Source organism: Enterococcus sp. DIV0240d (assembly GCF_051711245.1).
In the GTDB taxonomy this organism is placed as follows: domain Bacteria; phylum Bacillota; class Bacilli; order Lactobacillales; family Enterococcaceae; genus Enterococcus_D; species Enterococcus_D casseliflavus.
Genome location: NZ_JBIOMG010000001.1, coordinates 2,702,774 through 2,726,696 on the forward strand (window position 1 = coordinate 2,702,774; position 23,923 = coordinate 2,726,696).

Sequence of the window (23,923 nt, forward strand, 5' to 3'; positions counted from 1 at the left end):
CCTCCTAAACTGCAATACCAAGAATAGCTGCATTATCTACACAGAAGTATTCAAAGGCATCACAGGTATGATCATCTTCTTTAATCACTACCGGGCTATCTGTATCTGCGGTACCTTCTTTGTACCGGTAATGTTTATGTTCCTCGTAGAAAATCTTGTTGTTCTCAGTATCGAGATAATAAAAACGACCTTGCGCAAATAAATTGGTCGCAAAGTCAATCATGGTTTGTTTATCTTTCTTAGCTACTGGATGCCATCTGATTTGATGATCAAGATAATACTGGTTTCTAAGTGCTGCTTCAGCGCTGTCTATCGTTCTGTTAACGACACGAGCATTCTTCCACCGCTCGTCTTCAAGTGTCTTAGAAATGAACTTATGCACCTCTGTTGATAACTGGGAAGGTGCAAGCTTCACGCTCTTTCCAGCTGGTGAATAATAGTAGGTGTCTAGCAGCACGACTTTTTGTTTTGCCGTCAACCCTAAGCAAAGGACTGTTGTTGCTGATTGGGCATGACCACCATCAAGGGAATAAAAAATAGCGGTGACATAATCATCGCTAGGCAAATCAATTATTTTGCGGAATGTTTCTACATTATAAACATTATCTTGGAAGCCTACTGGCAACCCTTCGTATAGATACAAGTAGTAGTCGTAATCGTTCTCTTTGATCCGGTTGATCTCGTCAACCATTTGCTCCGTTACAAATCCTAAAGCATCATCTTTATAGCTTGATGAATGAATCAAGTAGTCCTTATGCCCTTCTAGTTCATTGGTCCACTCGTTAATCCAATGATATGGATTCCTAGGTGGGTTGTATGAGTAGAAGAACTGAACTTGCTTTGCATCCATTGGCTTCTGTCGCATAAACGTGGCCTTCATTTGGTCAAACTCTTCAGCGCTATTAAACTCTGCTGCTTCTTCGACCCACACAGCAATAATATTACCGATATCATTTGATTTCAGCTTTTGAAAATCATCTTGCCCATAAAAATAAAAGGTAGATCCAGTTTTCTTATGAGTGATTTTAAAAGGGGATACCGTACAAGAGAACTGATCTAGGATAAAGAATTTTCCTAGTGCCCACTGAATCTTTAGAAATACTGAGTCACGTATCGTGTTTGCCACCTTACGAATGATTACAACGTTTGCTTTCCTCTTAGTCATAATGTATAGCAAAATCATAAAAACAAGCTTCAGCGCAATGACAGACGATTTGAAGCTGTTCCGCCCGCCTCTTAAAATGTTATAAGGCTTCTTGCTGATCCATACTGACTTGAAATGTGGGTTGACCTCCTTTTGAACATCGATCTTATTCATCGAAATCACCCCAAGCATCGACAATAACAATATCTCCGCCACCAGTATTCGAATCATCATTAGTAGTTGATTTGAGTTTGGCGATTTGCGCGTCCATAAGGTCAAGTTTCTTCCTACGCTCGTCTTGCTCATCAGCAATGGCTAAGAACTGTTTAATTAGATTAGACAACGTGCCCATTGCCCTTGATTGAGCATTTAGGAAACTAGCTTGTTTATCCCATGCATATTGAAATTGGCGTGTAACCTTTGTTTGGACTGATTTGCCTGTTTCTTGGTCAACAAACATCGGATTTACTTCCGTACTGACAATATCTTCTGTATGATCAAATTCACTTTGAACGTTCATGATTTTCTGCGATCGTATGATTGCGGTATATTGGATCATAATATTGTTCCAAAGGATATCGCTAGGTTCAGATGTATAGAGTTCTTGAATGATTTGGCGTGTATCATCAGGAAGCCAGTTGGCAAATAGTCCATGGCTAACAGCATTCTTATTGTCAGGTGGTGGCTTGCCTCCGGGATTACCCTTGGCATTTTGATTCCCACGCATTGAATCGTAACGCTCTTTTTCATTCGGAGCGCTCCGTTTCGTTTCACCGTCCCATTTATCTTCTGATTTCCACTTTCGGACAGTAGATGCAGATACACCTAACTCATCGGCAATATCTTTGAGCGGCTTCTTTTTATTCGATTCTATCCAAATACGAAATGCTTCATCTCGCATCGGATTTCTCTGTCTAGCCATCCATTCTCCACCACCTCGCAATCTGTGTTTGTTTTGTAATTCTATGTATAAAAAAAGACCTCAAGCGAGGTCAATGTCGTTTATAAATCATTAAAATCACTTTCATCAAGATAATCAGAAATGTCGTAAAGATTAGAGTCTATTCTGCTAAACGAATTTTTTTGAGACTGGTGAGCAAGAGCATTATGAATAGCTATAGAGTAAGTCATAAATAAAGTGTTATCCAAATTTGGTTTACTTACTCTGTCCATTTGATAATGACGATTTTCTTTTTCTAATTGTTTATTTATTTCTCTCAGCTTTTCTCTTGCTTGAGACTTTTGTCCATTTTCTAACAGCTCATATCCTTCTTTAACACGATCCTGATACCATTTTATATGCTCTAGTACCTCATCTTTCAAAATGCTTTCTTTTTCGAAAGGAAGTATTGCCCTCTTCATGTTTATCACCTCACTTCTTGATTATATTATATCAAAAGTATGAGGAAATTTATGAATAAAACAGCCCCGAAGGACTGTTTAGTAGGAATCACCAAAGATCATGTGAGTAATCTAATTGACAACTCCCAATCAGGAATGCAGGATTTGAACCTGCGACCTCTACTGCCCAAGAGTAGCGCTCTACCAAGCTGAGCCAATTCCTGAAAAAAGACGGCTAGCGAATGAAGATAAGGAGTGTGTTCAACTCCATTCATAATAGATTTTTTGTCGCCGCCTTAATTAAATACAGGGCGCTGGGAATAATTTTCAGAAAGGAGGTCTGCCAACGTATCTTTAAGGAGTGCGCCCTGTTATTTACAATAATTGATAATACTATCTTACTATGGATTATTGGTACTAAACCGCCATTATACCGCCAAAAAACCGCCATTTTTCAGCGATAAGCAACAAGCTTGCTACGACGATAACTTTCAGCAAATTCAACCAATGCATCTGATTTCATTCGCTCAATTTGCCGAACTGAATAGCCCATCTCATCTGCGATCCGTAGATTAGAATACTGATCTTGTAAGCAGAAGCTATAATGAAGTATCTGCCTGCTTGTTAGCTTCAAAGCCATAAGCGCAACGATTATTGCATCTCTTTCTGTTTCTGCATCCAATCTTTGAATAAAAGCATCCTCAGACTTATTTCCATTACTAGGTGTTCTAGGCATATCAGTAATAATTGGTGAGCGGACATCGATCTTTGAACGACCTGCAATCCGCTCCAACCGACGGTAGTTCTTCAAAACATATCGTGCATTCTTTCTCGTTTGAGAAAAATCAACTTCTCTTAGTAATAGCATCATTGCTCAATCGCTCCTTTATTTGGTATAATGAAATTACCTTGGCGGGTACAAAATCATTATTTTGGGGGCATTGGGCGATTGCTTAATGCTTTTTATTTTGCTTTACTTTCGATCTCTTTTAACTGCTCTGTGACGATCACTTCGATGATCAAAGCCATCTTGTTCCATAAAATAGCGTCCTCCATAATCTTGCTCCTTTTTGTCAGCAGCCTTGCCTATCACAACACATAGAACCATAATCACGACAAAAGCCGTTGTACCTAGTACTGCAAAAGTCATCTTCATCCTCCACTTTCCATCGCATCTTGCACTAGCGGATCATTGATAATAATCTTGTACTTCATCTGCTCATGTTGCAGCTGCTGTTCTAGCTTTATGATTTGCTGTTGTTGGTCCACTATTGTATAGGATAGCCAACTCAATCCAGCGATCGTTAACAGTATTATGATGATTGAGTGGCTAGTTTTCATTAGCTTGCTCCAACAGTTCTGGGTTCTCGCAGATGTTGCCTAAAATAGTTATATCGCTTGATGTTAAGTTAAAATTGTGCAAGAATATTTCTTCAAAATCTTCCGCATCAGGTAAACTCATGGAAACAGAAATACCATCAACTTCACTAGGTATAGGTTTGGGAGTGTCAAAGGCGTACTTGGCATCTTTGATTATCCATGCTGTTCCTGTTTCGTCTTTATCAACCACACCGATCATATGATTTTCTTGGTAATAGCCCATGGGCCACTCTTCCCAAAAGATATCAATGATGTCACCTCTATAAACATCCTTTTCTTCATCGTCTTCGTGTGAATCTGACATATAACCTTTCAAGCCAGTGGATTGCATGACTTCTATATCATAATCATCTTCATTAAGCATTGTATTAAGAGCATCAATCAGATTAGTTGTGTATTCAATGTGTCCACAAACTTCTTTACCGTAAATCATTTGTTCTAGTTCTTTATGCCAACCTCTAAATTTTGGTACCATCTTATCCCTCCGTTCATGATATAATCGCCTTAGGAGGCGATCGTATGAAAATTACTGTTGATGCACGTGCTGCTATGAAATCTGCTGCGGAATACGTTTTAAATGATTTGGAGTATCTACCAGTCGAGCTTGAACTGACAGACGATCCAAACGACTTATTAAAAACTGCGTCCGATATTACTAGTGAATATCAAGACGAGTTCTTTCGTTGTCTTGAAATGGAATTCAATTTTAGATTATTCCATAGTATTAGCGAACAACTTGCTGATAACGAAATTCATATTGTTCGCAAAGAAGACTCATAGTGGGTCTTGAATTACCTCCAACTTTTGCTTTAGAATATTTGTAATACTTTTATATTCTTTTAACTAACTCCTTTAAATTTTTAGGTATCGCCAGGAACTTTATAGTTGTTGGTTTTTTATTTGCTGAAAATGATTAATTAAAGTACTATTTAAAAAAAGGCACACTCCTAATCCAAAGTATTGAGGCCCAATCAATTTTAAACGTAGCCTTTCCAGTACCTCTGCTCCAATGGTGCTGGTTTTTTGTTGTGATTATTCCGTTATAGTTGACGATTGCGGATTTATTTGTTTTTTTATAATTTAAAGATTTTTAATTATCAAATAATCAAATACCAATATTTTCAATTCATTTACACTAATTCAATTAACTGGTATATAATCTAATTGAAAGGTGGTTTATCTATGAAAAAAATTTGTTTTGTCTTAGTGCTCAATAATGTGTTGTCGTATACGCCATTATCTCCAGGACTTCTTTCTAAAAAAGATACAAGCCTTAAAGATTATTTCTCTCAATTTTACGATGTTTCAGTAAATTATCTTCGGGACAAAGATAATGTTGACTACTTGGTTCTTCCTGAGCCATTCGCTCCTTTTGATAATGAAAATAACCTTCCTATCATAAAAGTTCCTTCTAAATTTTTTCTGACTAAAGATTTTGAAAAAATTAAAGAGTATATTGATGACTACTTTAAAGAAAACGATGATAAGTAATATTATCCTCGATCGTTTATATCCCTTACTGATTGATGCCATTATCAATCAGTTTTTTATTTCGTCGGATAGCTGGCTTGGTAAAATATAAAATATGTTACAATACCTAAAAGGAGGTATTGCTTTGGGAACTTTTTTAGCTTTTATTTGGTATATTTTTATAGGATTTATGCTTTATGGAATCATCAGATTGGCAGTTAAACACGGAATTTCCGATTCCAAAAAAAATAATTTATGATTCTGTTGCTACTCTTTTAGGGTAGTTTTTTTATTTCCACAATTTTTGTGGATAGTAGACTAATCGAATTGCATTGGCTCCACTTCAATATTTTGTTTTATCAGTTTCAGAAGATCATCGACTGTCATATTAAATTTATTTGCGACAGCTTCAACATTCATGCCGAGAAATGTAACAAGCATAGGCTCATCATTCGCTAACTCTTTCGAAATTTGTACTTTTGCATTGCCATTTTCACCTTGGATCACTCTTGTCTCTCCGAGTACTTTATACTGTTTTGACATTCATAGTCTTCCCTTCTAGTTGTGTATTTCTGTCGATTACTAACTAAATCTGTCTTGTATTAATCACGTTAAAGATGCCTTTTTTCACGCCCTTTAGTATGTCATCTGTCAGACTGTCTACATCAACAGCATCGATAGTAACCGAGGTATTAGGATCAATAACTTTAGGTATATTGTGTATCACCTTCCACGTGTCTATGACTCCTTGAATTGTTTCAGCAAGTTCACTGTCATTTTCTTGAATCCATTCAATCAAGTCATATTGTGCAGACTTCTCGAAGAGGTATAAATCTTGTACCTTTTTCTCAAGCAGTTTTGCAGGTACCATTTCCATTTTAGGATTGGCATCTAAAACCTTTTCTTCTTCAATAAAATCTAAAAGCTCCTTTTTCACTTTCGTTTCCTCCTAGTTGGTAATATCTTCCGATTCTCAACTAACAAATTTCTGAGTTTCTAGCAGACTTCGTGGATTTTCTTAAGACTTACTACAGTCACATCGTTAAGATTTCGTTGTATTTCATCATCTTTTTCTTCAATACAGCTGAGGATTCTTACTCGTGCTGAATTATTGTAAATTCGACTTACTTGCGCTCTTATCTGACCTGAAAAAGGTCTTCCCGGAGTGCAGATGTAGCTTTCACCAACTTTTACAGATCCTTTTTCTTGAACATTTGCTGATTCATATTCTCCAAAATCTTCGAATGGCGCTTTAATGCTTCTACTTCTCATTGATGGTCCCTCCTAAAGTGGATTAATTTCAATTTCTGTTCGAGGATTGAAGCTGTAAACTTTACGGCAGATGCTAACTGCTATCTGGCCATCGTCTTTATACAAAATGCCGTTTACCGCATCCGTCACTGCTTTGAAATAATTATCAATGTCTGGCTTTTTATCGCAGTACATTGTCTCGTCCTCAAGCAAAGTCCTGTTTTTCTTCACTTTTGAGATATACGCTGGCGGATACACATAGAAACAAATATCGACCATCACAGGACCCTTATCGATCAGCAGCGGCTTTGTAGCCATAGTGTGATACTTAACCGCATTTTTATATGCTTTCATCGGTGCTTCTTCGTAAGGAGTCTTACGACGCTTGGTAAATCTTGGCCTAGACTGTGGCTTTGGCGTAATTGGTATGACGATCTTCAAGCCATCTGCTCCTCTCAATGCTTCGTTTTGTTTAAATATGCTGCAAGTTTTGCATCAAGCTCTGCTTGACGCTCCGGTGATAACTGGGCTTCTTCCTGTCCATTCACAGCCCAATCAGGTAGTTTTTCCTCACGTATTGGCTTTTGATTATAGCCCTGTTTCTTAGCGCCTCTGGTTCGTTGATAATCTCTAGCTTGATCAATTGTTTTAACGTTAGCGTCTGCCCATTCCTGCAAAGATGCCGTTAAAAAGCTAATAGCTCGATTCTTAGGGACGTCTTTACTACCAGCAAGTTTAATAGCAGCCTCTACAAGCTCATCGCCATAGACATCCACCAAATTAAGCAAATCATCGACCTGTACAACATTTGGAAAGAGCCATAATTTTTGGAAAGTTTCGAGGGACGCACCTTCGCTCGCGGTAGCATCTTCTTTTATTTCCTTTCCTTTACTTTCCTTTACTTTACTTTGTTGATTATTCCCCTGATTAACCGAGTTATTCCGCCCATTAATCGAGATATTCGACCGATTAACTTCATTTGTCAGCAAATACTTAAATTCTAGTTCAACTTTCTTACGTTCTTTAGTGGCTAGAATGTATCTGTTTTGAATCCCTTTTGAAGTTAATACGGAGTATTTATCAAAAATTTCTTTATCAAAGAATTTTACTTGTACGGCTTTTTTTACCAGTTCTTCTACTGTGCCCTCCTTCGCACCAACTTCGTCAGCCACTAAGAACGCAAGATCCTCATCCCACAAAACATAATATCCCTCATCACGATAAACATTAGCCAGCAGGGCGAGTAGTATATGAACGGCTTCTTTACCGCATGCTTTTATAATTCTTCGAACTTTTAAATCTGATAAAAAATCGACATCTAGAGGAAAATAATCAAGACCTTTCTTCGTTGGTCTTGCCACGCTTATTCCTCCTAATCAGAGGGAGAAGAACTCCCTCATTGTTTTTCTAACGGCGGATTAGATGTATCGAACAAAGTATCAATGTTTTCTGTATTATCAACTCGTTCTGCTTCTTTTCGTTCTTGCGGTAATGGTTCCATATCTGATAAATCAGTTTCCTCAATCAGATCACTGTTTTCATCAACTCGGAAAACTTTTTCATCAGAAGTGATTGCTGTTTGCATTTCGACTGAAAGTAAGCCCCATTTTGATAAAAGGTTACGTAATACTGTTTTAATTGCCATTGAGTCATAGTTTTCAACCCAAGCACCGCTCAATTTCTCTTTGTCTTTACTTTTTGAGTTCTTAATACGGTGACTCTCAATTTCTTGCTTGGTCCAATAAACTGTCTTTTTGAAGCCGTTCAATAATTCAAAGAATCCCACATAACCTATAACTTCATCAGAAATTTTGGCTTTATAATCAAAGGTGAATTCTTCGGTCAGAGGATTCCAGTCAATTAGTTGACCATCATATATTGCCAAAGCATTTAATGCTTTGTACTGGCCGCTTCTTTGTGCAAGTTGTATATACCCTTTGTATCCAAGAATGAATTGGGCTTCGTTGTGTGTAATCCAATTTTTACCCTTTTTCTCATATCTATTAAACGGAACTACATATGCATAACCGAGATTCTTATCGATTGGCAGGTCCATAGTTGCTGCCTTTAGGGCTGATGCAATGATTGTCATTGGTTCAGCCTGGGAGAGATAGTTATCGCCACCAACCAGTGTCATAAGTGATCCCATGAATGGGTCTGATTTTTCATGAAGGATATCAGTAAACTTCTTCTTCATTTGCGGTGTACTCATTAAGGCTTTGAAACCTAACTTTGAAGGATCAACTACCTGAGTGCTTTTCTCTGCTAACTGGTTCTTTAACGTGTCATTAGTTGCCATATTATTTGATCTCCTTTTCTGTAAGTCGTCTCGACTCAGTGACACTGTAAATTTCATCATCTTCAGCTACTTCTGGATATTTCTCAGCAAGCTTTTTGCTGTTCATACGCCTTGTAGATATTAATTTCCAAGATATGATATTCTTCTGTGCGATACCGATACTGGCTTTACGTTTTCCCAACTCACTTATAATTTCGTTATCAAGCTGTCTAATAGAGGTCTCGATATCTTTCTTGGTCTTTTTTAGTTCACGTTTTTGATCAACAAGATCATCAAATGTTGGCGGCAAAGTTGTCTCAACTTCATCTAACTCTGAATAACGTTCTTTCAAAAATTCTTGTGTAGCTTCGCTACCATCAATCATGGGTTCGATACCTTTTATGACATTGTTTTCCCAAAAATCTACTAATAATTCGGTAATGGTATCGATCAGTTCCTGGTCACGATCAACTCGTTTCCAAATGAACTTCTGTCCACCGACTAGAACCGCAATATAACAATATTTTTTATTTAAAACGTTCATGTAATGCTGAACCTGGCACAAGTAACTCAGAGGAACTTCTTCGCCTTCCCACTCCTTACCTAGAAAGGCATTTGCTGTTTTACATTCCAAAATAGCATTTTCACCAACAACATCTCTATCGATATTCGCTCGCAAGAACGGATGTAACGGATGATCGAATACCTGATTTCGTCGGCGAACTTTTTTGCCTGTTCGTTCTTGAAATTCTCTAGCGACAACTTCCTCTAGAACATTTCCCCAATACGCTGGTTCGCTCTCGGTGTGTTCTAAATCGATTTGACCTGTCTTTTCTAGCCATAATTGATAAGGTGACTTCCATTTGTTTAACCCAAGGATTGTAGCGACATCTGAGCCACCTATACCCTTTCGACGATCTAATAACCACTCGTCATGAGTCATTTCAAGAGTTGATTTACTCATCATCTGTCATCTCCTCGATTGAAATTGGTTGACCCCATCCGGGAGTTGTCAAATACTCGTCTAACGCTTGTTCAAAAGAATTCATTGTCATTTCTCCTTTTCTGTTTTAAAATGGAGACAAAGATATTTATCCAAATATTTGATGGACTTGCTATTGCTTTGGTCGGCTAGCAAGTCTTTTTTCTTTGTCTTGGTAATCTTTAGCAGCTAAATCATAAACAACATTAGCGAAGCCCCATAAGAAAACTAATGTCAAACCTGCAGCAATGTGAATAGCTGAGAATGCTACTACAAAAAACAAAAGTACAGTTACGGTCAAAGTGTCTTTGATTGAACGTTTCATAATTACGCCTCCTTATAATTAAAAGTTCTATTGCGTTCTTCCCATTCCTTAACCTTTTGCAGATCGTATTGAAGAATCCCGCTAAGTTTTGAAAAAGGAATCGGATCAATAGCCCTATGTGTTAATTTAGATAACGTTGGTCTTGAAATACCAAGATAATCGGCGATTTCTTTGGCTTTCTTCCACTCAACCTCTAACACTTCATTTCTTCTCTCAAGTGGTACAACATTCTTCATTTGAGATATTTTCATAGTGGTTACCCCCTCATATATCTTTTTTTGATCCAGTGAGGCATTCTCTCTTTAATAGCCTCTTGGATAGTGACGTTTAAAATCTTCAAGATAGAAAAAACGATCGCCATTTCTACGATAATTTCATCAAGAAACTCATCTGTGTAATTCCTAAGTTCAGTTTTTTCAACATCAGTCAGCATTCTCACCTGTGATTCAGCTACGATTCTTTGAGCTACTTTCTTCCGTTCTTTTCTTTCATCTGACTCGATTTCTTGAAATATCTCAAGATCGTTCGTTGATTTAACATCTGCCAGTTGGCCATCCATTGATTTGAAAAATCCTAAGTATTGGTAACTGATGTCTCCTGTTAATTCATCAGTAGCTTGATACCCATTTTCTTTCATTGCCTCTAGATACTCGATAGCCTTGTCAATATTGACGTTGGCTCCATTAAAATGATCACTTACTGTTGCATTTGGTGTGCTTGCATCGATCGCTAATTCTTTCTGTCTCTTTCCCGAAAGAAATAATGATAGTTTTAAGGTCCGACCGATTTTTGCTGCTTTCGGCATGCTTTCACTCCTTTTATTCGTTATTGTTTTTGGCACAAACGGTAAATTGTTGTTTAAAATGAACTTAAGCAACAAGTTCAGGTGTTGAGGCGAACTGCCATTTTTCGTCAATATAGGAATAAATGTCCTGTGCTACTTCATCGGTAGCTAAAAAACGAATGATGATTTCTTCAACTCCGCCAGGGTTTATGAACAGTTCGCCTTCAATACCGATTGAAATGTTAAACTTGCGTTTGATTGCAGGAATAATCATTTCGATATAGCGTGGTAGAAATCCCGAATCGACATTTGCTTTAATCATTTGTGGTTTGTCTTTCATTTTGCCACCTCACATAAAAATTCATTTTTGAATTTGTTTACAAAATAAATTTGCCCTTTACCTGTCACAAGTGGTGTGTAATTCGTTTCCGGAACACCATTATTATGGAAGTAAGTATTGGCTTTTAATTCAAACAATCCTTTATCCATACTCTTTTGAGTTGGCATATTCCAAGATTTTCCTGGTCGAGATGAAAGATACTTATGCTCACGCAACCATTGAAACATTCTGTTTTGCCCGATACTTACGCCGTTTTGCTTTAATATAGTAGCTAAAACTTTTACTGCTACCGAGTTTTGTGATACCTCAACTGATTTTGCAAAAACAACTTGTGGCTCCTGAGCCTTTAATTGCTGTTGAGCTTGTTCTTTTTGATCACGCTCATTTTTCAGTTCTGTTAATAACTTGATTCCAAACTCTGGTGAAGTTAAAGCTTTTGCCAGGGCATCATCTGTCATGTATGCACCATGTTTTCTGATAGATGGTAAAACTTCGCTTGTCACCCAACGTTTGAATTTTTTTGCATTTGGAAGTTTGGATTTTAGAATCAAGCTGTACAATCCAGATTCACTGATGATTGTCATATTTTGCTTTCCACCAAGGGTGTCCCATTTTGTTACTCCCTTATCTTCTTCATCAACATGATTAAGGATAGCTTTTTGAGTGTTGCTATATCCCAAAACATCTGCAACGTCTTTTCCAACAAAATAAGGTTCGTCATTCACAACAACTGTTCTAACTTCCTTGGACTCGAAACTAAAAATCTGCAGTTGATTCATATTATTGTCCTCCGATTTAAACTTTTTGTTTAACTTTTTCGCCTAAAAAATCGTAAACAGATACACCTAAAATGGTTGCAACTTGAAGAGCTACACTTAATTTTAATTCTGTATTACCATACTCAATGTTAGCGTATGCTTGAGAAGTCTTAAAACCCAGCTGATCAGCAACATATTTCTGTGTTACTCCTTTTTTCTTGCGAATATCTCGCATTCTCTTATAGGCATCTTTTCCGAGGTTCATTTATTATCACCACCTTAAATTAAACTTTTTGTTTAACTCTATATTCACAGTATACATAAACGATTTGTTTAAGTCAAGAATATATTACACTTTTTGTTTAACTTTTTAAATAATATGTTTAAATGTTTTATAATAAACTAAACGAGGTGAAAACATTGGATAAATCAAACCTAGCTAAAAGACTTGAACAGTTAAGAGAAAATAACGGATGGACCAAAACGTTAGTAGCCAATAAATTGGGATTAAAAAATATGGCTACATACGCTAATTGGGAATACGGGACTAGAGAGCCAGATAACCAGTCTTTAATAGATTTAGCTGCTATTTACGGAGTAACAGTTGATTATCTGTTGAAAGGGGAAGATGGTTATAAAAAAGAATGGTCTGATTCATTTGATAAACCCAATGATCTGATAAGGACTATTGCCGCACATATTGACGATGATGCAACTGAAGAAGAAATTGAAGAAATTTTACGCTATATAGAGTATAGGAAAAATAATCCTTTGAAAAAGTAGGTGTGTAGATGCAATTGCATGAGGAATTGATGGCTTTGTTCCCTGAATTGGACTTCGTTTATGATCCTATGATGCCAAAAAAACAAAAAGGACTTCTTGATGATAATATTGTATATCTCAATCCTAACCAAACATACTTAGAACTACCCGGGACAATAGGTGAAGAGCTGGGTCATCATCTTACAACAGTTGGAGACATAACAGCTCAAGCCACTCGATCTGATAAGAGACAAGAACGTCGTGCCAGAGACATTGGTGCGATTTTAGTAGTAAGCCCTTACGATATAATCGAATGCTATGAGCATGGATGTAAAACTGTAGAGGAAAGTGCTGAGTACTTACAAATTACAGTTGAAACCTTAAAAACAGCCATCGCTTACTATTCTAGGAAATTTAACGGCATTAAAACAGAAAACAACTACACTCTCCTTTTCCAACCGAATGGGACTGTAGCAGTTTTAAAATCATTTAATAATTTTTAGGAGATGGAAAAATGAAAAAAGCAATTAGTTTAGGATTGGTATTTATCTCTTCTTTATCATTAGCAGCATGTGGAGAAACTAAAAATGAAACACCTCCTCAATCATCTAATTCGGAAAATCAAGCTGTAGTTGAATCAAGTAGTGTAGCAGAAGAGCAATCATCACTTGATATTTTAAACACTTTAGCAACTATGTCGAAAACTACAGATGAAATCTATGTGACCAAAGATCTAGTTGTAGGTGAAAATGGAGATGTTACTCCAGGTATATACGATGTTGAAATCACTGGCGGCCGTGGTAATATTATGGGCACACGTGATTCTGTTACATCACTGTTTATCAACTGGGTAGCTGGTGCAAAAGATGATATCGGGGATTATCCATCAAAAATACGTATGGTCCTATTCAATAATGATACCCTTTCCTTCAGCAACATCTCTAAAGTTAAATTTAATGCAGTCCCAGAGACAGTTGAACCTTCAACCCAATTAGGAGTTGGCGAGTTCATCGTAGGCAGAGATATACCTGCTGGCAATTACAAATTGAAGTCTAATATATCAATGGATCCTCAATTCGATAATTTAGGATGGTCTACCAGTATTTACAATGATTCAACTGGACAAACAAGAGATCAAACATTAAATCCGTCAAATGATGATGTTGCTGTAACTTTAGAAGATGGAGAAATAATCTCTATTTCATTTGATAATACGGTAAGAGAAATGCCCACAGACGACGCTCGTTTGATTTTTGAAAAATTCTGATGTTTATCCGGTTAAAGATTAGCCTTCGGGCTTTTCTTTTCAAGATTAAAACGAACATACATTCGTTTTAATTGAAAATAAATACGAAAAAGTAACTTATTTTTGATAATATTCGTGCTGATTCACTCAAATATTGATTTTAAATATTAAAAATACGAAAGGTTGATTTTTATGAATCCATACAAATTGAGAGAGAGATTAAAACAAGATGTTCCTACCGTCAGAATATTCCCTATTTTGACAAATCCTGATTACACCGAGGAGGAATATCAAGAGATACTAAAGGATCAATTACAAATAAAACATGATTTAGATACTGGTAAAGTCAGAAAAGTACCTGCCTTCACTTACGAAGAAAAACAATTAGGTCTTGATAAGTTGTACGAAAAAGGTTGGTATAAACCAAAAATGGTTGAACTGCCAGAGTCCATATTAAGGAATGATAATTAATGGCTTCTATTAAGAAATACTATTTAAAGAAGGCAAAACAATATAGATATGAAGTTTTCATTTCTAATGGAATCAATCCAGGAACAGGAAAACAAAACAAGATACACAAAAAAGGATTTAAGTCATTTGATGAAGCAAATAGTTATGCCAAAATAATTGAAGGAAAAATTGCATCAGAAGAATATTTCAAAGAAAATCCACAGAACTTAACTATAGAAGAATTTCTTGAAGATTGGGTAACCAATTATAAGCAAGCAGTCAAAGAAGGTACAAGAGTAGTTCACAGAGCCAACATAAGGATGTATATCATTCCCTATATTGGAAAATATTCTTTGAACAAATATACTCGAGCTGATCATCAAAAATTCATTAATCTACTACTTACAAAGACAGGATTAGGAAGAAGCGGACAAGGACTGTCTATCACTACTGCCAAGAGTGTGAATGCAACTCTCAGCAATGCATTCAAAAAAGCAATTCAATTAGGATATATAAAAGATAACCCAACTCAATTCGTTGAATTTCCCAGATTGATTGAGAAAAAAGAATCGATCAGATATTATGATTTGCAGCAAGCTGATAGATTTTTAGAATTTGCGAAAAAAGAATCCGAGGTTTTATGGTACCCCTTCTTCCTACTAATCTTTGATCAGGGATTGAGGAAATCAGAAGTAATGGGTTTACAGTGGCAGGATATTGATTTCGGTGGGAATATGATCAGTATTGAAAGAGAACGGTTGGGATCAGTTGAAAAAGGCTTGAACATTAATGCTATCATTACTGATGATCCAAAAACACCAGCCGGTATCAGAAGTATGCCTATGACTAAAAGAAGCAAACAAGCGCTGCTTGCTTTTAGAAATCATATCCTGAGTACTTTTGGTACCTTCCCTTCTACTGAAGATGGCGAACAATTTATCTTCTTACAAACCAGTAAGAGATACAAAGGTAAGATAGTTCGTGATCGATCAGTGAATGGTGCATTTAATCGGATTGCTGAAAAAGCTGATTTGCCGAAAATTAGAGTTCACGATGGCAGGCATACATTTGCAGTCAGGTCTCGGCAAGCTGGTCTGTCCTTAGAAGATATCAAAGACTTTCTTGGTCACAAAGATATTTCAACAACTCAAATTTATGCCCACATTTCACCAGAGGTCAAAAAGAGGTCTATGGAGCAGTTCGAAAACTACATCGAAAACGAAAGAAAAAAGCACTCGCAATGAGTGCTTTTTAATTGCGACTATCACCAAAACTATCACCAGTTACAAACTAAAGCGAACATGTTTCGTTCACCATCAATTTATAAAAGTGCTAAAAGTATTGATTTATAGACGTTCGTTCAATTCTTTTGCAAGATCTTCGAAACCTGGTTTGCCAAGTAAGGCGAACATGTTTTTCTTGTACGCTTCAACCCCTGGTTGGTCAAATGGGTTCACGCCATTTAAGTAGCCAGAAATACCTACAGCGATCTCAAAGAAGTACATGGTGTAACCTAACGTGTATGCATCCATTGTAGGAATTTTTACTAACAGATTTGGTACATCCCCATCTGTATGTGCAAGTAATGTTCCTTCAAAGGCTTTCGTATTAACAAAATCAACTTCTTTTCCTTCTAAGTAGCCAAGACCATCAAGATCTGCTTCTTGTGTAGGGATCGCAATTGATTTGCGTGGTTTTTCAACTTTAACAACTGTTTCAAAGATATTGCGACGGCCTTCTTGGATGTATTGACCAAGAGAATGCAAGTCTGTCGAGAAGTTTGCACTTGAAGGATAGATCCCTTTTTGGTCTTTTCCTTCAGACTCGCCGAATAATTGTTTCCACCATTCTGAGAAGTATTGCATGCCTGGTTCGTAGTTGATCAGCAATTCGGTTACTTTGCCTTTACGATAAAGGATGTTACGCATTGCTGCATATTGATACGCTTCATTTTTTTCAAGGTCGTCACTTGCGTAAGCATCGCTAGCATCTGCTGCCCCTTGCATCAAGGCATCGATATCCGCTCCGCTGGCAGCGATTGGTAATAAACCAACAGCAGTCAATACAGAGAAACGGCCGCCGACGTCATCTGGAATCACAAAGGTTTCCCAGTTTTCAGCATCTGCTTCAACTTTTACTGCACCTTTCGCTTTATCCGTTGTTGCATAGATCCGTTTGTTGGCTTCTTCTTTGCCGTATTTTTCAATCAAACGTTCTTTGAAAACACGAAAAGCGATCGCTGGCTCAGTAGTTGTTCCTGATTTTGAGATCACATTCACAGAGAAGTCACGGTCACTGATGATTTCGATCAAATCTGCTAAGTATGTTGAAGAAATCGAATTACCTGCAAAAAAGATTTGTGGTGCTTTGCGTTCTTCATTTGGTAGCAAGTTAAAGAAAGAATGATTTAAGAAATCAATCGCTGCTTTCGCTCCTAAATAAGATCCGCCGATCCCGATCACGACTAATACTTCAGAATCAGATTGAATTTTTTCAGCCGCTTTTTTGATGCGCGCAAATTCATCTTTGTCATAGTTTTTAGGAAGGTCGATCCAACCTAAAAAGTCGCTACCAGCACCTGTTCCTTCGCGTAATTGTTTGTCTGCTGCTGTAACTTGACTTTGCATGTAGCTCAATTCGTATTCGTTCACGAATGGTGCTACTTTCGAATAGTCAAACTTGATGTGTGACATGATTTGTCCTCCTTGAAAAAATAGTTTTTCATACACTACCTACTTTACGTTTTTTTTCAACTTTTTTCAAGTAATTCCTGATAGGTAGCCTGTTGGGTGATTTTAGACAAGTCCTTGAGCAAACATTGCTTTAGCAACTTTTTCAAAGCCTGCGACGTTCGCACCTAACATAAAATTATTTTTTTGTTCGAAGGTTTCAGCAGTATCACGGCATGCCTCATAGATCGACTTCATGATATCGTCCAATTTGGCATCGACTTCAGCTTTTTCCCATTGCAGTCGTTGGGAGTTTTGACTCATTTCTAACGCAGAAACGGCTACGCCGCCAGCATTGGCTGCTTTTCCTGGGCAGTAGAAAATTCCTTCTTCAATAAAATATTCTGCTGCTTCCAATGAGCTAGGCATATTCGCGCCTTCAGAAACGACCCGGACACCATTGGCTTTTGCACGTTTGGCTTGTGAGAGATCAATCTCGTTTTGGGTCGCGCATGGAAAGGCTAATTCCGCTGGTGTATCAAAATCCCAGACAGATGCCCCTTCATGATATTCGGCTGATGGACGTTCCTTGGCGTAAGCCGTCAACCGTTCACGCTTCACTTCTTTGATCTCTTTTAACAAGGCCAGATCAATGCCGTCTTTATCATAGATAAAACCAGAGGAATCAGAACACGTGACAGGGATCGCACCTAATTCTTGCAATTTCTCAATTGCATAGATCGCAACATTGCCGCTTCCAGAAACGATCGCTTTTTTGCCTGCAAAGGTTTCACCTAGGTCAGTCAATAAATGCTTAACGAAATAAACGGCGCCATAACCCGTTGCTTCTGTGCGGTTTTTACTGCCCCAGAAGTCTAATGGCTTACCAGTTAAAATACCAGCATCGTATTGTTTCAATCGTTTGTAGGCGCCAAACAAATAGCCGATTTCTCGGCCTCCGACACCAATGTCGCCAGCTGGAACATCTAAGTCAGGTCCGATATGTTTTGACAGCTCCGTCATAAAGCTTTGGCAAAAACGCATCACTTCGGCATTGGATTTGCCTTTTGGATCAAAATCACTTCCGCCTTTTCCGCCGCCGATCGGCAGACCTGTCAAGCTGTTTTTGAAGATTTGCTCAAACGCCAAAAACTTCAAGATACTCAAGTTTACACTTGGGTGAAAACGCAAGCCGCCTTTGTAAGGCCCCATTGCCGAGTTGAATTGAATCCGATAGCCACGGTTTACTTGCCAGTTGCCCTGATCATCTTGCCACGGGACTCTGAATTGGATAAAACGTTCTGGTTCAGTTAAGAGTGCAAGGATATTTGATTCAATATATTCTGGATGCTCCTCTAAAAAGGGAACGATCGTAGGCAAAAATTCATCAATTGCTTGAAGAAATTCCGGTTGGTGTTGGTCTTTCTCATGAATCTTCGCTTGAATTTCTTTCACGTAAGCTGAAGCTTTGGTCATAGTGCATTACCTCCTTTAAGATATTTTCTATTTTAAAGAAATTTTCTGAAATTGCACGCTTTTTTTTAGAATTGTCAGAATTTTTTATTATTCGAAAAAAATCGACCAATCCTTTCAGCACTCATAGCCGATGTGTTACAATCCCAAAGAGGTGAAAAGAATGGAAAAAACCTATGATGTCATTGTTGTTGGTGCAGGTACCAGCGGCATGATGGCTGCGATCACTGCTGCCAAACAAGGTGCGCGGGTGTTATTAATCGAAAAAAACAAAAAAATCGGCAAGAAATTATTGATGACTGGCGGCGGACGCTGCAATGTAACCAATAATCGGCCGGTAGATGATTTAGTTGCTCATATTCCAGGAAACGGCAAGTTTTTGTATAGCACGTTTTCTCAATTCAATAATTATGATGTAATGGCGTTTTTCGCAGACTTAGGTGTCGTCTTAAAAGAAGAAGACCACGGACGGATGTTCCCTGTGACGAACAAATCAAAAACCATCGTCGAAGCGTTGCTTCAAGCAATCAACGATCATCACGTCACCCTATTGACGAACACGGTCGTCACAAAGCTGATCCATGACGGCAGTCAAATTCGCGGCGTGCGAACCGAAACCGATGAGTTCTCTGCCCCTAGTGTGATTTTGACGACAGGTGGCCGCACCTATCCTTCCACGGGCGCAACGGGGGACGGCTATAAGATGGCAAAAAAAGTCGGCCATACCATTACGCCACTTTATCCAACCGAATCGCCGCTTGTTTCAGAAGACTCCTTTATTCAAGAGCGGACGTTGCAAGGCATTTCCTTGCAAGACATCACGTTGAGTGTCTTGGATCAAAAAGGAAAGCCCATCGTCGCCCATACCATGGATCTTTTGTTTACCCACTTTGGGTTATCTGGTCCAGCTGCTTTACGCTGTTCCTCTTTTGTGAACCAAGAATTGAAAAAGCAACAACCCGTGATGGTTGTTCTGGATTGTCTGCCAGCAAAATCCCATGAAGCCTTGACCCAGGAATTGATTCAGTCTGCGGCTTCGAAGAAACAATTGCCGAATGCTTTAGCTGGCTTTTTGCCTGAGCGCTTGATGACCTTCTTTTTGCAGCAGCTAGACCTGCATGAGCTGGTTGCTGAAAAAGCCTCACCAGAACAGTTGGCTGCGCTCGCTTCCTTGATCAAAGGCTTTTCAGTCACTATCGTTCGCACGTTCCCGTTAGAAAAGTCTTTCGTGACTGGTGGCGGGGTCCATCTGAAAGAAATCAATCCAAAAACCATGGAGAGCAAGAAAATCAACGGCTTGTATTTTGCTGGTGAATTATTGGATATCAATGGGTATACAGGTGGTTTCAACATTACAGCAGCGTTTTGTACTGGACATGTTTCAGGGAAAAACGCAGCAGAAACAGCTAGTTATTTCAGTTATTGATCGATGACCCAGGTGTTGGCAGCAATATCCTTGCCGTTGCTACCAACACCTGGGTCTCCTCTCTTTTTGCTTATTAGTTGGGTTTTTCTCAAAGTAGGCGTAGACTAAAGATAGCAAGATCGAGGGAGGTTTTTTTAATGAAACGAATTTCAAGAGGTAAATTTGAACGAATGCAAAAACTTTCAAATGAGGATGGTGTGATTGCCGCACTAGCGATCGACCAACGTGGTTCCATGAAAAAAATGATGAAGGCGGCAACTGGACCGGATGACTTTACGATGGAACACATTTATGAATTCAAGCAGTTGGTTTCCCAAGAATTGACCAAATATGTCAGCAGTATTTTGTTAGATGAGGAATATGGCTTCTTAGGGATCGAAGCAAAGAATCCCAACGCTGGCTTGATCCTTTCCTATGAAAAAACAGGGTATGATGTCAATACGCCGGGTCGTTTGCCAGAAATTCTACCCAATGAATCGCTGCAGCGCTTAGTGAAAAAAGGGGCAGATGCTGCGAAAGTCTTGGTTTATTATAATCCAGATGAACCGCAAGAGATTTTAGATACCAAACATGCGTTTTTAGAACGTTTAGGTACGGAGGCACAAGCGGCCGATATTCCGTTATTTGTGGAACCAATCGTTTACGACGATGAGATCACAGATGACAAATCACCTGCTTTTGCCAAGATCAAACCGAGCAAGGTCATCCGAACCATTCAGGAACTGACGAAAGATCATTACCATATCGATATTTTGAAAGTCGAAGTACCGGTTCAGTTCGACTTAGTGGAAGGTTTCCAAAAAGAAGGCTTAGAGGCCGTCTATACGCAAGAAGAAGCCGCCAATTACTTCAAAGAAGCTAGTGACGCTGCGACGCGACCATTTATCTATTTGAGTGCGGGTGTCCCAGCGAATGTCTTTCGCGATGAATTGACCTTTGCTGGTCAACACGGTGCTAAATTCTCAGGGATCTTAGGTGGACGAGCAACTTGGCGCGATAGTGTGGAAATCTATGGGAAGCAAGGCGCCAAAGCATTACTGGAATGGCTGGACACCCAAGGGAAAGAAAATGTTGAAGAATTAAACGCCATTCTAAAACAATATGCCACTCCGTGGTTTGACTTTTATGGTGGTTTAGAAAATATTGAGGTTTTCGATATCGAAGTAATGGAATAAAATAGTACAAAATAATCCCCGTGAACGGCATTTCAAGATGGTTCACGGGGATTTTTTATTCGTGTTCAGGTGCCAACAAATCGGCAAAGACCGCCCTAGTCAATTGTTGCAACGCTTGTGGGGCAAGCCCCATCTGCAACCCGCGCTTTCCTGCAGAAACCACGATTTCTTCAAGTGTCTCTGCCTTATGGTCAATATAAGTAGGAAAGAGCTTTTTCATCCCGATCGGCGAACAGCCGCCGCGAATATAGCCAGTCGTTTCTTCTAAATCTCTCAGATGCAGCATCTCTACTTTTTTGTTTCCACTGACTTTGGCTAACTTTTTCAGATCCACTTCTCTGTTTCCAGGAATCACAGCCACCAGCGGACCTGTTTTGTTGCCCACTGCCACCAGCGTTTTGTAGATGGCTTGCGGGCGTGCTAGTTGTGCAGCGACGGATTGCGCATCGAGATGATCTTCCGACCACTCATAGGTGTATTCGTTATAAGCGATTTTCTGTTGTTCTACTTGACGGATCGCATTGGTTTTTTGTTTCTTCTTCGCCATTTTATCCCTCTTTTGTTTTGGTTTCTTCTAAGAGAAGGCCTTGGCTGGTCTTACTCATTGAGTGAAAATTCTTGTAAGTAGTTGGTCATTCGTTCGATCGGTATTTGTCCAGGTGCTGAAGCACCTTGCAACGAAGCAAAAGTAAAGACCGAACCAGTCAATGCCCCACTAACCCGGCTGATTTTACCCAGCTCCCCCATCGACATGATCGCCAACGGCAGTTGGTTGAAGCCACGAGCTTTAGTAATGATCCCCATCAAACGTAAAACATCTTGGACTTGCTTGGGCATCATCGCTAACTTACCAACATCGGCACCAAATTGATTCATTACGCCGATCTTTAAAATCAACACAGCATCTTCTGGCGTTTTCTCAAAATCATGATTGCTCAATATCAGCTTTACCTGTGCCTTTTTGATTTCTTGAATAAAGGCTCGACCTAAAAATTCAGCTTTCTCTAATTCGACATCGATCCAATCGATCAAGCCTGAATCAGCAGCAGCTAAACACAATTCTTTGTACTGGGTCAATGTGAACGCCCGCTCGCCCCCTTCTTCCAAGGTTCGAAAAGTGAAGAGCAGCTCTTTGTGCTTTAATGTCGTGCGAATATGTGATAACGCATCTAAGACCGCTTGCTGGTCTTCGACATGTTTGTAATGATCAACACGCCATTCGACGATCTGTGCCTCTGATTCCTCAGCAGCAATGGCTTGTTTCAAGATCTCTTCATTGGTTTTCCCAATCAATGGCACACAAATCAACGGTGTTTTCCCGTCTAACGTTACTGGTTTTGATCGGCTCATCTACTTCACTCCTTTTTCATTTGATAAAAGAATACTTTCAGATAGTTCCCTTCGGAAAAATGCTTATCTACCGCAAAATCAGCTGGTAGACCATAACTTTGAATACATTCATAAGCAACGTGTGCTTTCTTTAAGGATGCTTCGATCATTTCTTGAAACTTCCTCGGTGAAAGATTGGCCGCATTCGTTGAGGCGATCAATAAGCCATCAGGCGCTAAAATCGCCAAACTATCAGTGACTAAGTCGCCATAATTTTTCGCAACCGAGAAGACCTTTTTCTTGTTGCGGGCAAAACTCGGCGGATCTAAAACGATCACATCAAAGCGCAAGTCTTTTTTGCTGGCATAATTGAAGTAATTGAAAACATCCATGACATGGATACGCTGGGTATCTGGATCAATGCCGTTGACTGCAAATTGTTCGCGGGTCTTTTCTAGACTGCGTTTTGCCAAATCGACGCTCGTTGTTTGAGCAGCGCCACCGACAGCAGCAGCGACAGAAAACGCCCCCGTATAACTGAACATATTTAAAACCGTCTTGCCAGCTGCCAAGCCATCAACAAGTTGCCCACGAACTTCTTTTTGATCCAAAAAGATGCCCGTCATTAATCCTTCGTTCAAATACGTCGCATACGTGACGCCATTTTCCTTCACCAGTAAGGGTTCAGGTGCCGTTTTTCCATAGACCCATGCTGATTCAGGCAGATCAGACGTAAAGCGGATTTTTTCATATGCCCCTTTGATCTCGGGAAAGATTTGACGAAAAGCCGCCACGATCGCTTTTTTATGTTGATAAAGGGTGGCATTGTACCAAGAAAAAACGACATACTCGCCATACAAATCTACGGTAAGTCCCCCCAATTGATCCCCCTCGCCATTAAACAGACGAAAGGCATCTGTCAGGTCATCTTGATAGTAAGCACTGCGTTTACCTTTTGCTTTCGCAAAGCGTTGCGCAAAGAATGCTTGGTCGATCACTGTTTCTTCAAAGGATACGACCCATCCGATCCCTTTATTTTGTTCCCCAAGATAGCCGACACCTAAGAAATGGTTGGCCTGATCAATAAAGGTGACCCACTCCTTCGTCTCGATTGCTTGTTGAAGATCTTCTCTTTGGATCAACGGATTCTTTTTGCGAAGCTTCGCTGATCCTTGCTTCGTTAGTTTTATTTTCATGTTCATCTGCTCCATTCATTCTCCTTTTTAGTATAGCAAAAAGCGACTGTATTGTCTGTATCCTTGAAAGTAAAGAAATACTTAATTCCGCGTCATGACAAGGAATTCATTTGACACGTCTTTCACAGCCTAGTAAAATGTACT

The 23,923-nt window shown here is 39.0% G+C and carries 33 protein-coding genes and 1 tRNA gene; 9 read left to right on the top strand and 25 right to left on the bottom strand.

All coding sequences use genetic code 11. The features are described 5' to 3' along the window. Positions 1 to 4 precede the first annotated feature (4 nt). The 7 genes from IGJ25_RS12815 to IGJ25_RS12845 all read right to left on the bottom strand — a co-directional run bounded on the left by IGJ25_RS12815 (position 5) and on the right by IGJ25_RS12845 (position 4,340). Positions 5 to 1,318 (bottom strand): PBSX family phage terminase large subunit, encoded by a 1,314-nt coding sequence (locus IGJ25_RS12815; RefSeq protein ID WP_438779353.1) that lies wholly within the window; start codon positions 1,316 to 1,318, stop codon positions 5 to 7. After that, positions 1,311 to 2,066, bottom strand: a complete 756-nt coding sequence (gene terS / locus IGJ25_RS12820) for a phage terminase small subunit (RefSeq protein WP_438779354.1) — start codon at positions 2,064 to 2,066, stop codon at positions 1,311 to 1,313. Before terS ends, IGJ25_RS12815 begins: the two co-directional genes overlap by 8 nt. Before the next feature lie 80 nt (positions 2,067 to 2,146). After that, the gene (locus IGJ25_RS12825) at positions 2,147 to 2,506 is read right to left on the bottom strand and encodes a hypothetical protein (RefSeq protein WP_438779355.1); all 360 of its coding nucleotides are present in this window, start codon (positions 2,504 to 2,506) and stop codon (positions 2,147 to 2,149) included. A gap of 129 nt (positions 2,507 to 2,635) precedes the next feature. Then, a tRNA-Pro gene (locus tag IGJ25_RS12830) sits at positions 2,636 to 2,709 on the bottom strand. Positions 2,710 to 2,939: 230 nt separating this feature from the next. Then, positions 2,940 to 3,356, bottom strand: coding sequence for an ArpU family phage packaging/lysis transcriptional regulator (locus tag IGJ25_RS12835; protein WP_438779356.1), 417 nt, complete (start codon positions 3,354 to 3,356; stop codon positions 2,940 to 2,942). A 281-nt stretch (positions 3,357 to 3,637) separates the two neighbouring features. Beyond that, positions 3,638 to 3,826 carry a hypothetical protein gene (locus IGJ25_RS12840; protein WP_438779357.1) on the bottom strand — a complete coding sequence of 63 codons (189 nt, stop codon included), beginning with the start codon at positions 3,824 to 3,826 and terminating at the stop codon, positions 3,638 to 3,640. Further along, positions 3,816 to 4,340, bottom strand: a complete 525-nt coding sequence (locus tag IGJ25_RS12845) for a YopX family protein (RefSeq protein WP_438779358.1) — start codon at positions 4,338 to 4,340, stop codon at positions 3,816 to 3,818. Before IGJ25_RS12845 ends, IGJ25_RS12840 begins: the two co-directional genes overlap by 11 nt. Positions 4,341 to 4,384: 44 nt before the next feature. Here IGJ25_RS12845 and IGJ25_RS12850 point away from each other — a divergent pair, with 44 nt between their 5' ends. Together IGJ25_RS12850 and IGJ25_RS12855 are read left to right on the top strand one after the other, a co-directional pair. Then, the gene (locus IGJ25_RS12850) at positions 4,385 to 4,645 is read left to right on the top strand and encodes a hypothetical protein (RefSeq protein WP_438779359.1); all 261 of its coding nucleotides are present in this window, start codon (positions 4,385 to 4,387) and stop codon (positions 4,643 to 4,645) included. Positions 4,646 to 5,047: 402 nt separating this feature from the next. After that, entirely contained in the window at positions 5,048 to 5,356 is a 309-nt protein-coding gene (locus IGJ25_RS12855; RefSeq protein ID WP_142434969.1) for a hypothetical protein, read from the top strand. A 297-nt stretch (positions 5,357 to 5,653) separates the two neighbouring features. Here IGJ25_RS12855 and IGJ25_RS12860 read toward each other — a convergent pair whose 3' ends face one another. The 13 genes from IGJ25_RS12860 to IGJ25_RS12920 all read right to left on the bottom strand — a co-directional run bounded on the left by IGJ25_RS12860 (position 5,654) and on the right by IGJ25_RS12920 (position 12,318). After that, complete coding sequence (locus IGJ25_RS12860; protein ID WP_438779360.1) at positions 5,654 to 5,878, bottom strand: hypothetical protein; 225 nt, start codon at positions 5,876 to 5,878, stop codon at positions 5,654 to 5,656. A 43-nt stretch (positions 5,879 to 5,921) separates the two neighbouring features. After that, positions 5,922 to 6,272, bottom strand: coding sequence for a hypothetical protein (locus IGJ25_RS12865; protein ID WP_438779361.1), 351 nt, complete (start codon positions 6,270 to 6,272; stop codon positions 5,922 to 5,924). Between the two features lie 59 nt (positions 6,273 to 6,331). Continuing rightward, positions 6,332 to 6,607 carry a hypothetical protein gene (locus IGJ25_RS12870; RefSeq protein ID WP_438779362.1) on the bottom strand — a complete coding sequence of 92 codons (276 nt, stop codon included), beginning with the start codon at positions 6,605 to 6,607 and terminating at the stop codon, positions 6,332 to 6,334. Between the two features lie 12 nt (positions 6,608 to 6,619). Beyond that, positions 6,620 to 7,027: a RusA family crossover junction endodeoxyribonuclease gene (locus tag IGJ25_RS12875; protein ID WP_438779363.1), complete on the bottom strand. Its 408-nt coding sequence runs from the start codon at positions 7,025 to 7,027 to the stop codon at positions 6,620 to 6,622. 14 nt (positions 7,028 to 7,041) lie between these two features. After that, complete coding sequence (locus IGJ25_RS12880) at positions 7,042 to 7,947, bottom strand: Lin1244/Lin1753 domain-containing protein (RefSeq protein ID WP_438779364.1); 906 nt, start codon at positions 7,945 to 7,947, stop codon at positions 7,042 to 7,044. Between the two features lie 35 nt (positions 7,948 to 7,982). Then, positions 7,983 to 8,885 (bottom strand): recombinase RecT, encoded by a 903-nt coding sequence (locus IGJ25_RS12885; protein WP_416230094.1) that lies wholly within the window; start codon positions 8,883 to 8,885, stop codon positions 7,983 to 7,985. Between the two features lies 1 nt (position 8,886). Further along, positions 8,887 to 9,828, bottom strand: a complete 942-nt coding sequence (locus tag IGJ25_RS12890; RefSeq protein WP_438779365.1) for a YqaJ viral recombinase family protein — start codon at positions 9,826 to 9,828, stop codon at positions 8,887 to 8,889. 151 nt (positions 9,829 to 9,979) lie between these two features. Beyond that, positions 9,980 to 10,171: a hypothetical protein gene (locus IGJ25_RS12895; protein WP_438779366.1), complete on the bottom strand. Its 192-nt coding sequence runs from the start codon at positions 10,169 to 10,171 to the stop codon at positions 9,980 to 9,982. Between the two features lie 2 nt (positions 10,172 to 10,173). Further along, entirely contained in the window at positions 10,174 to 10,422 is a 249-nt protein-coding gene (locus IGJ25_RS12900; RefSeq protein WP_438779367.1) for a helix-turn-helix domain-containing protein, read from the bottom strand. 5 nt (positions 10,423 to 10,427) lie between these two features. Further along, on the bottom strand, positions 10,428 to 10,976 hold the full coding sequence (locus IGJ25_RS12905) for a hypothetical protein (RefSeq protein ID WP_438779368.1): 549 nt from the start codon (positions 10,974 to 10,976) through the stop codon (positions 10,428 to 10,430). Positions 10,977 to 11,040: 64 nt separating this feature from the next. After that, positions 11,041 to 11,295 (bottom strand): hypothetical protein, encoded by a 255-nt coding sequence (locus tag IGJ25_RS12910; protein ID WP_086292996.1) that lies wholly within the window; start codon positions 11,293 to 11,295, stop codon positions 11,041 to 11,043. Next, positions 11,292 to 12,074 (bottom strand): BRO family protein, encoded by a 783-nt coding sequence (locus tag IGJ25_RS12915; protein WP_438779369.1) that lies wholly within the window; start codon positions 12,072 to 12,074, stop codon positions 11,292 to 11,294. The genes IGJ25_RS12910 and IGJ25_RS12915 overlap by 4 nt, the downstream gene beginning before the upstream one ends. Positions 12,075 to 12,090: 16 nt before the next feature. Continuing rightward, positions 12,091 to 12,318, bottom strand: a complete 228-nt coding sequence (locus IGJ25_RS12920) for a helix-turn-helix domain-containing protein (RefSeq protein WP_118215336.1) — start codon at positions 12,316 to 12,318, stop codon at positions 12,091 to 12,093. Between the two features lie 155 nt (positions 12,319 to 12,473). Between IGJ25_RS12920 and IGJ25_RS12925 the strand changes: the two genes are divergently transcribed. The 5 genes from IGJ25_RS12925 (at position 12,474) to IGJ25_RS12945 (ending at position 15,755) form a co-directional block, all read left to right on the top strand. Then, positions 12,474 to 12,836 carry a helix-turn-helix domain-containing protein gene (locus IGJ25_RS12925; protein WP_396203968.1) on the top strand — a complete coding sequence of 121 codons (363 nt, stop codon included), beginning with the start codon at positions 12,474 to 12,476 and terminating at the stop codon, positions 12,834 to 12,836. 8 nt (positions 12,837 to 12,844) lie between these two features. After that, positions 12,845 to 13,318 (top strand): ImmA/IrrE family metallo-endopeptidase, encoded by a 474-nt coding sequence (locus IGJ25_RS12930; RefSeq protein WP_312189519.1) that lies wholly within the window; start codon positions 12,845 to 12,847, stop codon positions 13,316 to 13,318. Between the two features lie 11 nt (positions 13,319 to 13,329). Continuing rightward, positions 13,330 to 14,082: a hypothetical protein gene (locus IGJ25_RS12935; protein ID WP_182454502.1), complete on the top strand. Its 753-nt coding sequence runs from the start codon at positions 13,330 to 13,332 to the stop codon at positions 14,080 to 14,082. 171 nt (positions 14,083 to 14,253) lie between these two features. Beyond that, on the top strand, positions 14,254 to 14,532 hold the full coding sequence (locus IGJ25_RS12940) for a hypothetical protein (RefSeq protein WP_312189521.1): 279 nt from the start codon (positions 14,254 to 14,256) through the stop codon (positions 14,530 to 14,532). After that, positions 14,532 to 15,755, top strand: a complete 1,224-nt coding sequence (locus IGJ25_RS12945) for a tyrosine-type recombinase/integrase (RefSeq protein ID WP_438779370.1) — start codon at positions 14,532 to 14,534, stop codon at positions 15,753 to 15,755. Before IGJ25_RS12940 ends, IGJ25_RS12945 begins: the two co-directional genes overlap by 1 nt. Before the next feature lie 102 nt (positions 15,756 to 15,857). Here IGJ25_RS12945 and IGJ25_RS12950 read toward each other — a convergent pair whose 3' ends face one another. Together IGJ25_RS12950 and gdhA are read right to left on the bottom strand one after the other, a co-directional pair. Continuing rightward, a complete protein-coding gene (locus IGJ25_RS12950; RefSeq protein WP_438779371.1) occupies positions 15,858 to 17,204 on the bottom strand; it encodes a glucose-6-phosphate isomerase in 1,347 nt (448 codons plus the stop codon). A 102-nt stretch (positions 17,205 to 17,306) separates the two neighbouring features. Further along, complete coding sequence (gene gdhA, locus IGJ25_RS12955; RefSeq protein ID WP_225001165.1) at positions 17,307 to 18,656, bottom strand: NADP-specific glutamate dehydrogenase; 1,350 nt, start codon at positions 18,654 to 18,656, stop codon at positions 17,307 to 17,309. A 160-nt stretch (positions 18,657 to 18,816) separates the two neighbouring features. Here gdhA and IGJ25_RS12960 point away from each other — a divergent pair, with 160 nt between their 5' ends. Together IGJ25_RS12960 and IGJ25_RS12965 are read left to right on the top strand one after the other, a co-directional pair. Then, positions 18,817 to 20,079: an NAD(P)/FAD-dependent oxidoreductase gene (locus tag IGJ25_RS12960; RefSeq protein WP_225001166.1), complete on the top strand. Its 1,263-nt coding sequence runs from the start codon at positions 18,817 to 18,819 to the stop codon at positions 20,077 to 20,079. A 137-nt stretch (positions 20,080 to 20,216) separates the two neighbouring features. Continuing rightward, positions 20,217 to 21,254 carry a tagatose 1,6-diphosphate aldolase gene (locus IGJ25_RS12965; protein WP_005237193.1) on the top strand — a complete coding sequence of 346 codons (1,038 nt, stop codon included), beginning with the start codon at positions 20,217 to 20,219 and terminating at the stop codon, positions 21,252 to 21,254. Positions 21,255 to 21,309: 55 nt separating this feature from the next. Here IGJ25_RS12965 and ybaK read toward each other — a convergent pair whose 3' ends face one another. The 3 genes from ybaK to IGJ25_RS12980 are packed head-to-tail and all read right to left on the bottom strand — an operon-like array spanning position 21,310 to position 23,779. Further along, positions 21,310 to 21,801, bottom strand: coding sequence for a Cys-tRNA(Pro) deacylase (gene ybaK, locus IGJ25_RS12970; protein ID WP_005229129.1), 492 nt, complete (start codon positions 21,799 to 21,801; stop codon positions 21,310 to 21,312). Positions 21,802 to 21,851: 50 nt separating this feature from the next. Further along, positions 21,852 to 22,604 carry a type I 3-dehydroquinate dehydratase gene (aroD, locus tag IGJ25_RS12975; RefSeq protein WP_005229128.1) on the bottom strand — a complete coding sequence of 251 codons (753 nt, stop codon included), beginning with the start codon at positions 22,602 to 22,604 and terminating at the stop codon, positions 21,852 to 21,854. 5 nt (positions 22,605 to 22,609) lie between these two features. After that, a complete protein-coding gene (locus IGJ25_RS12980) occupies positions 22,610 to 23,779 on the bottom strand; it encodes a class I SAM-dependent rRNA methyltransferase (protein ID WP_225001167.1) in 1,170 nt (389 codons plus the stop codon). Positions 23,780 to 23,923: the final 144 nt, after the last annotated feature.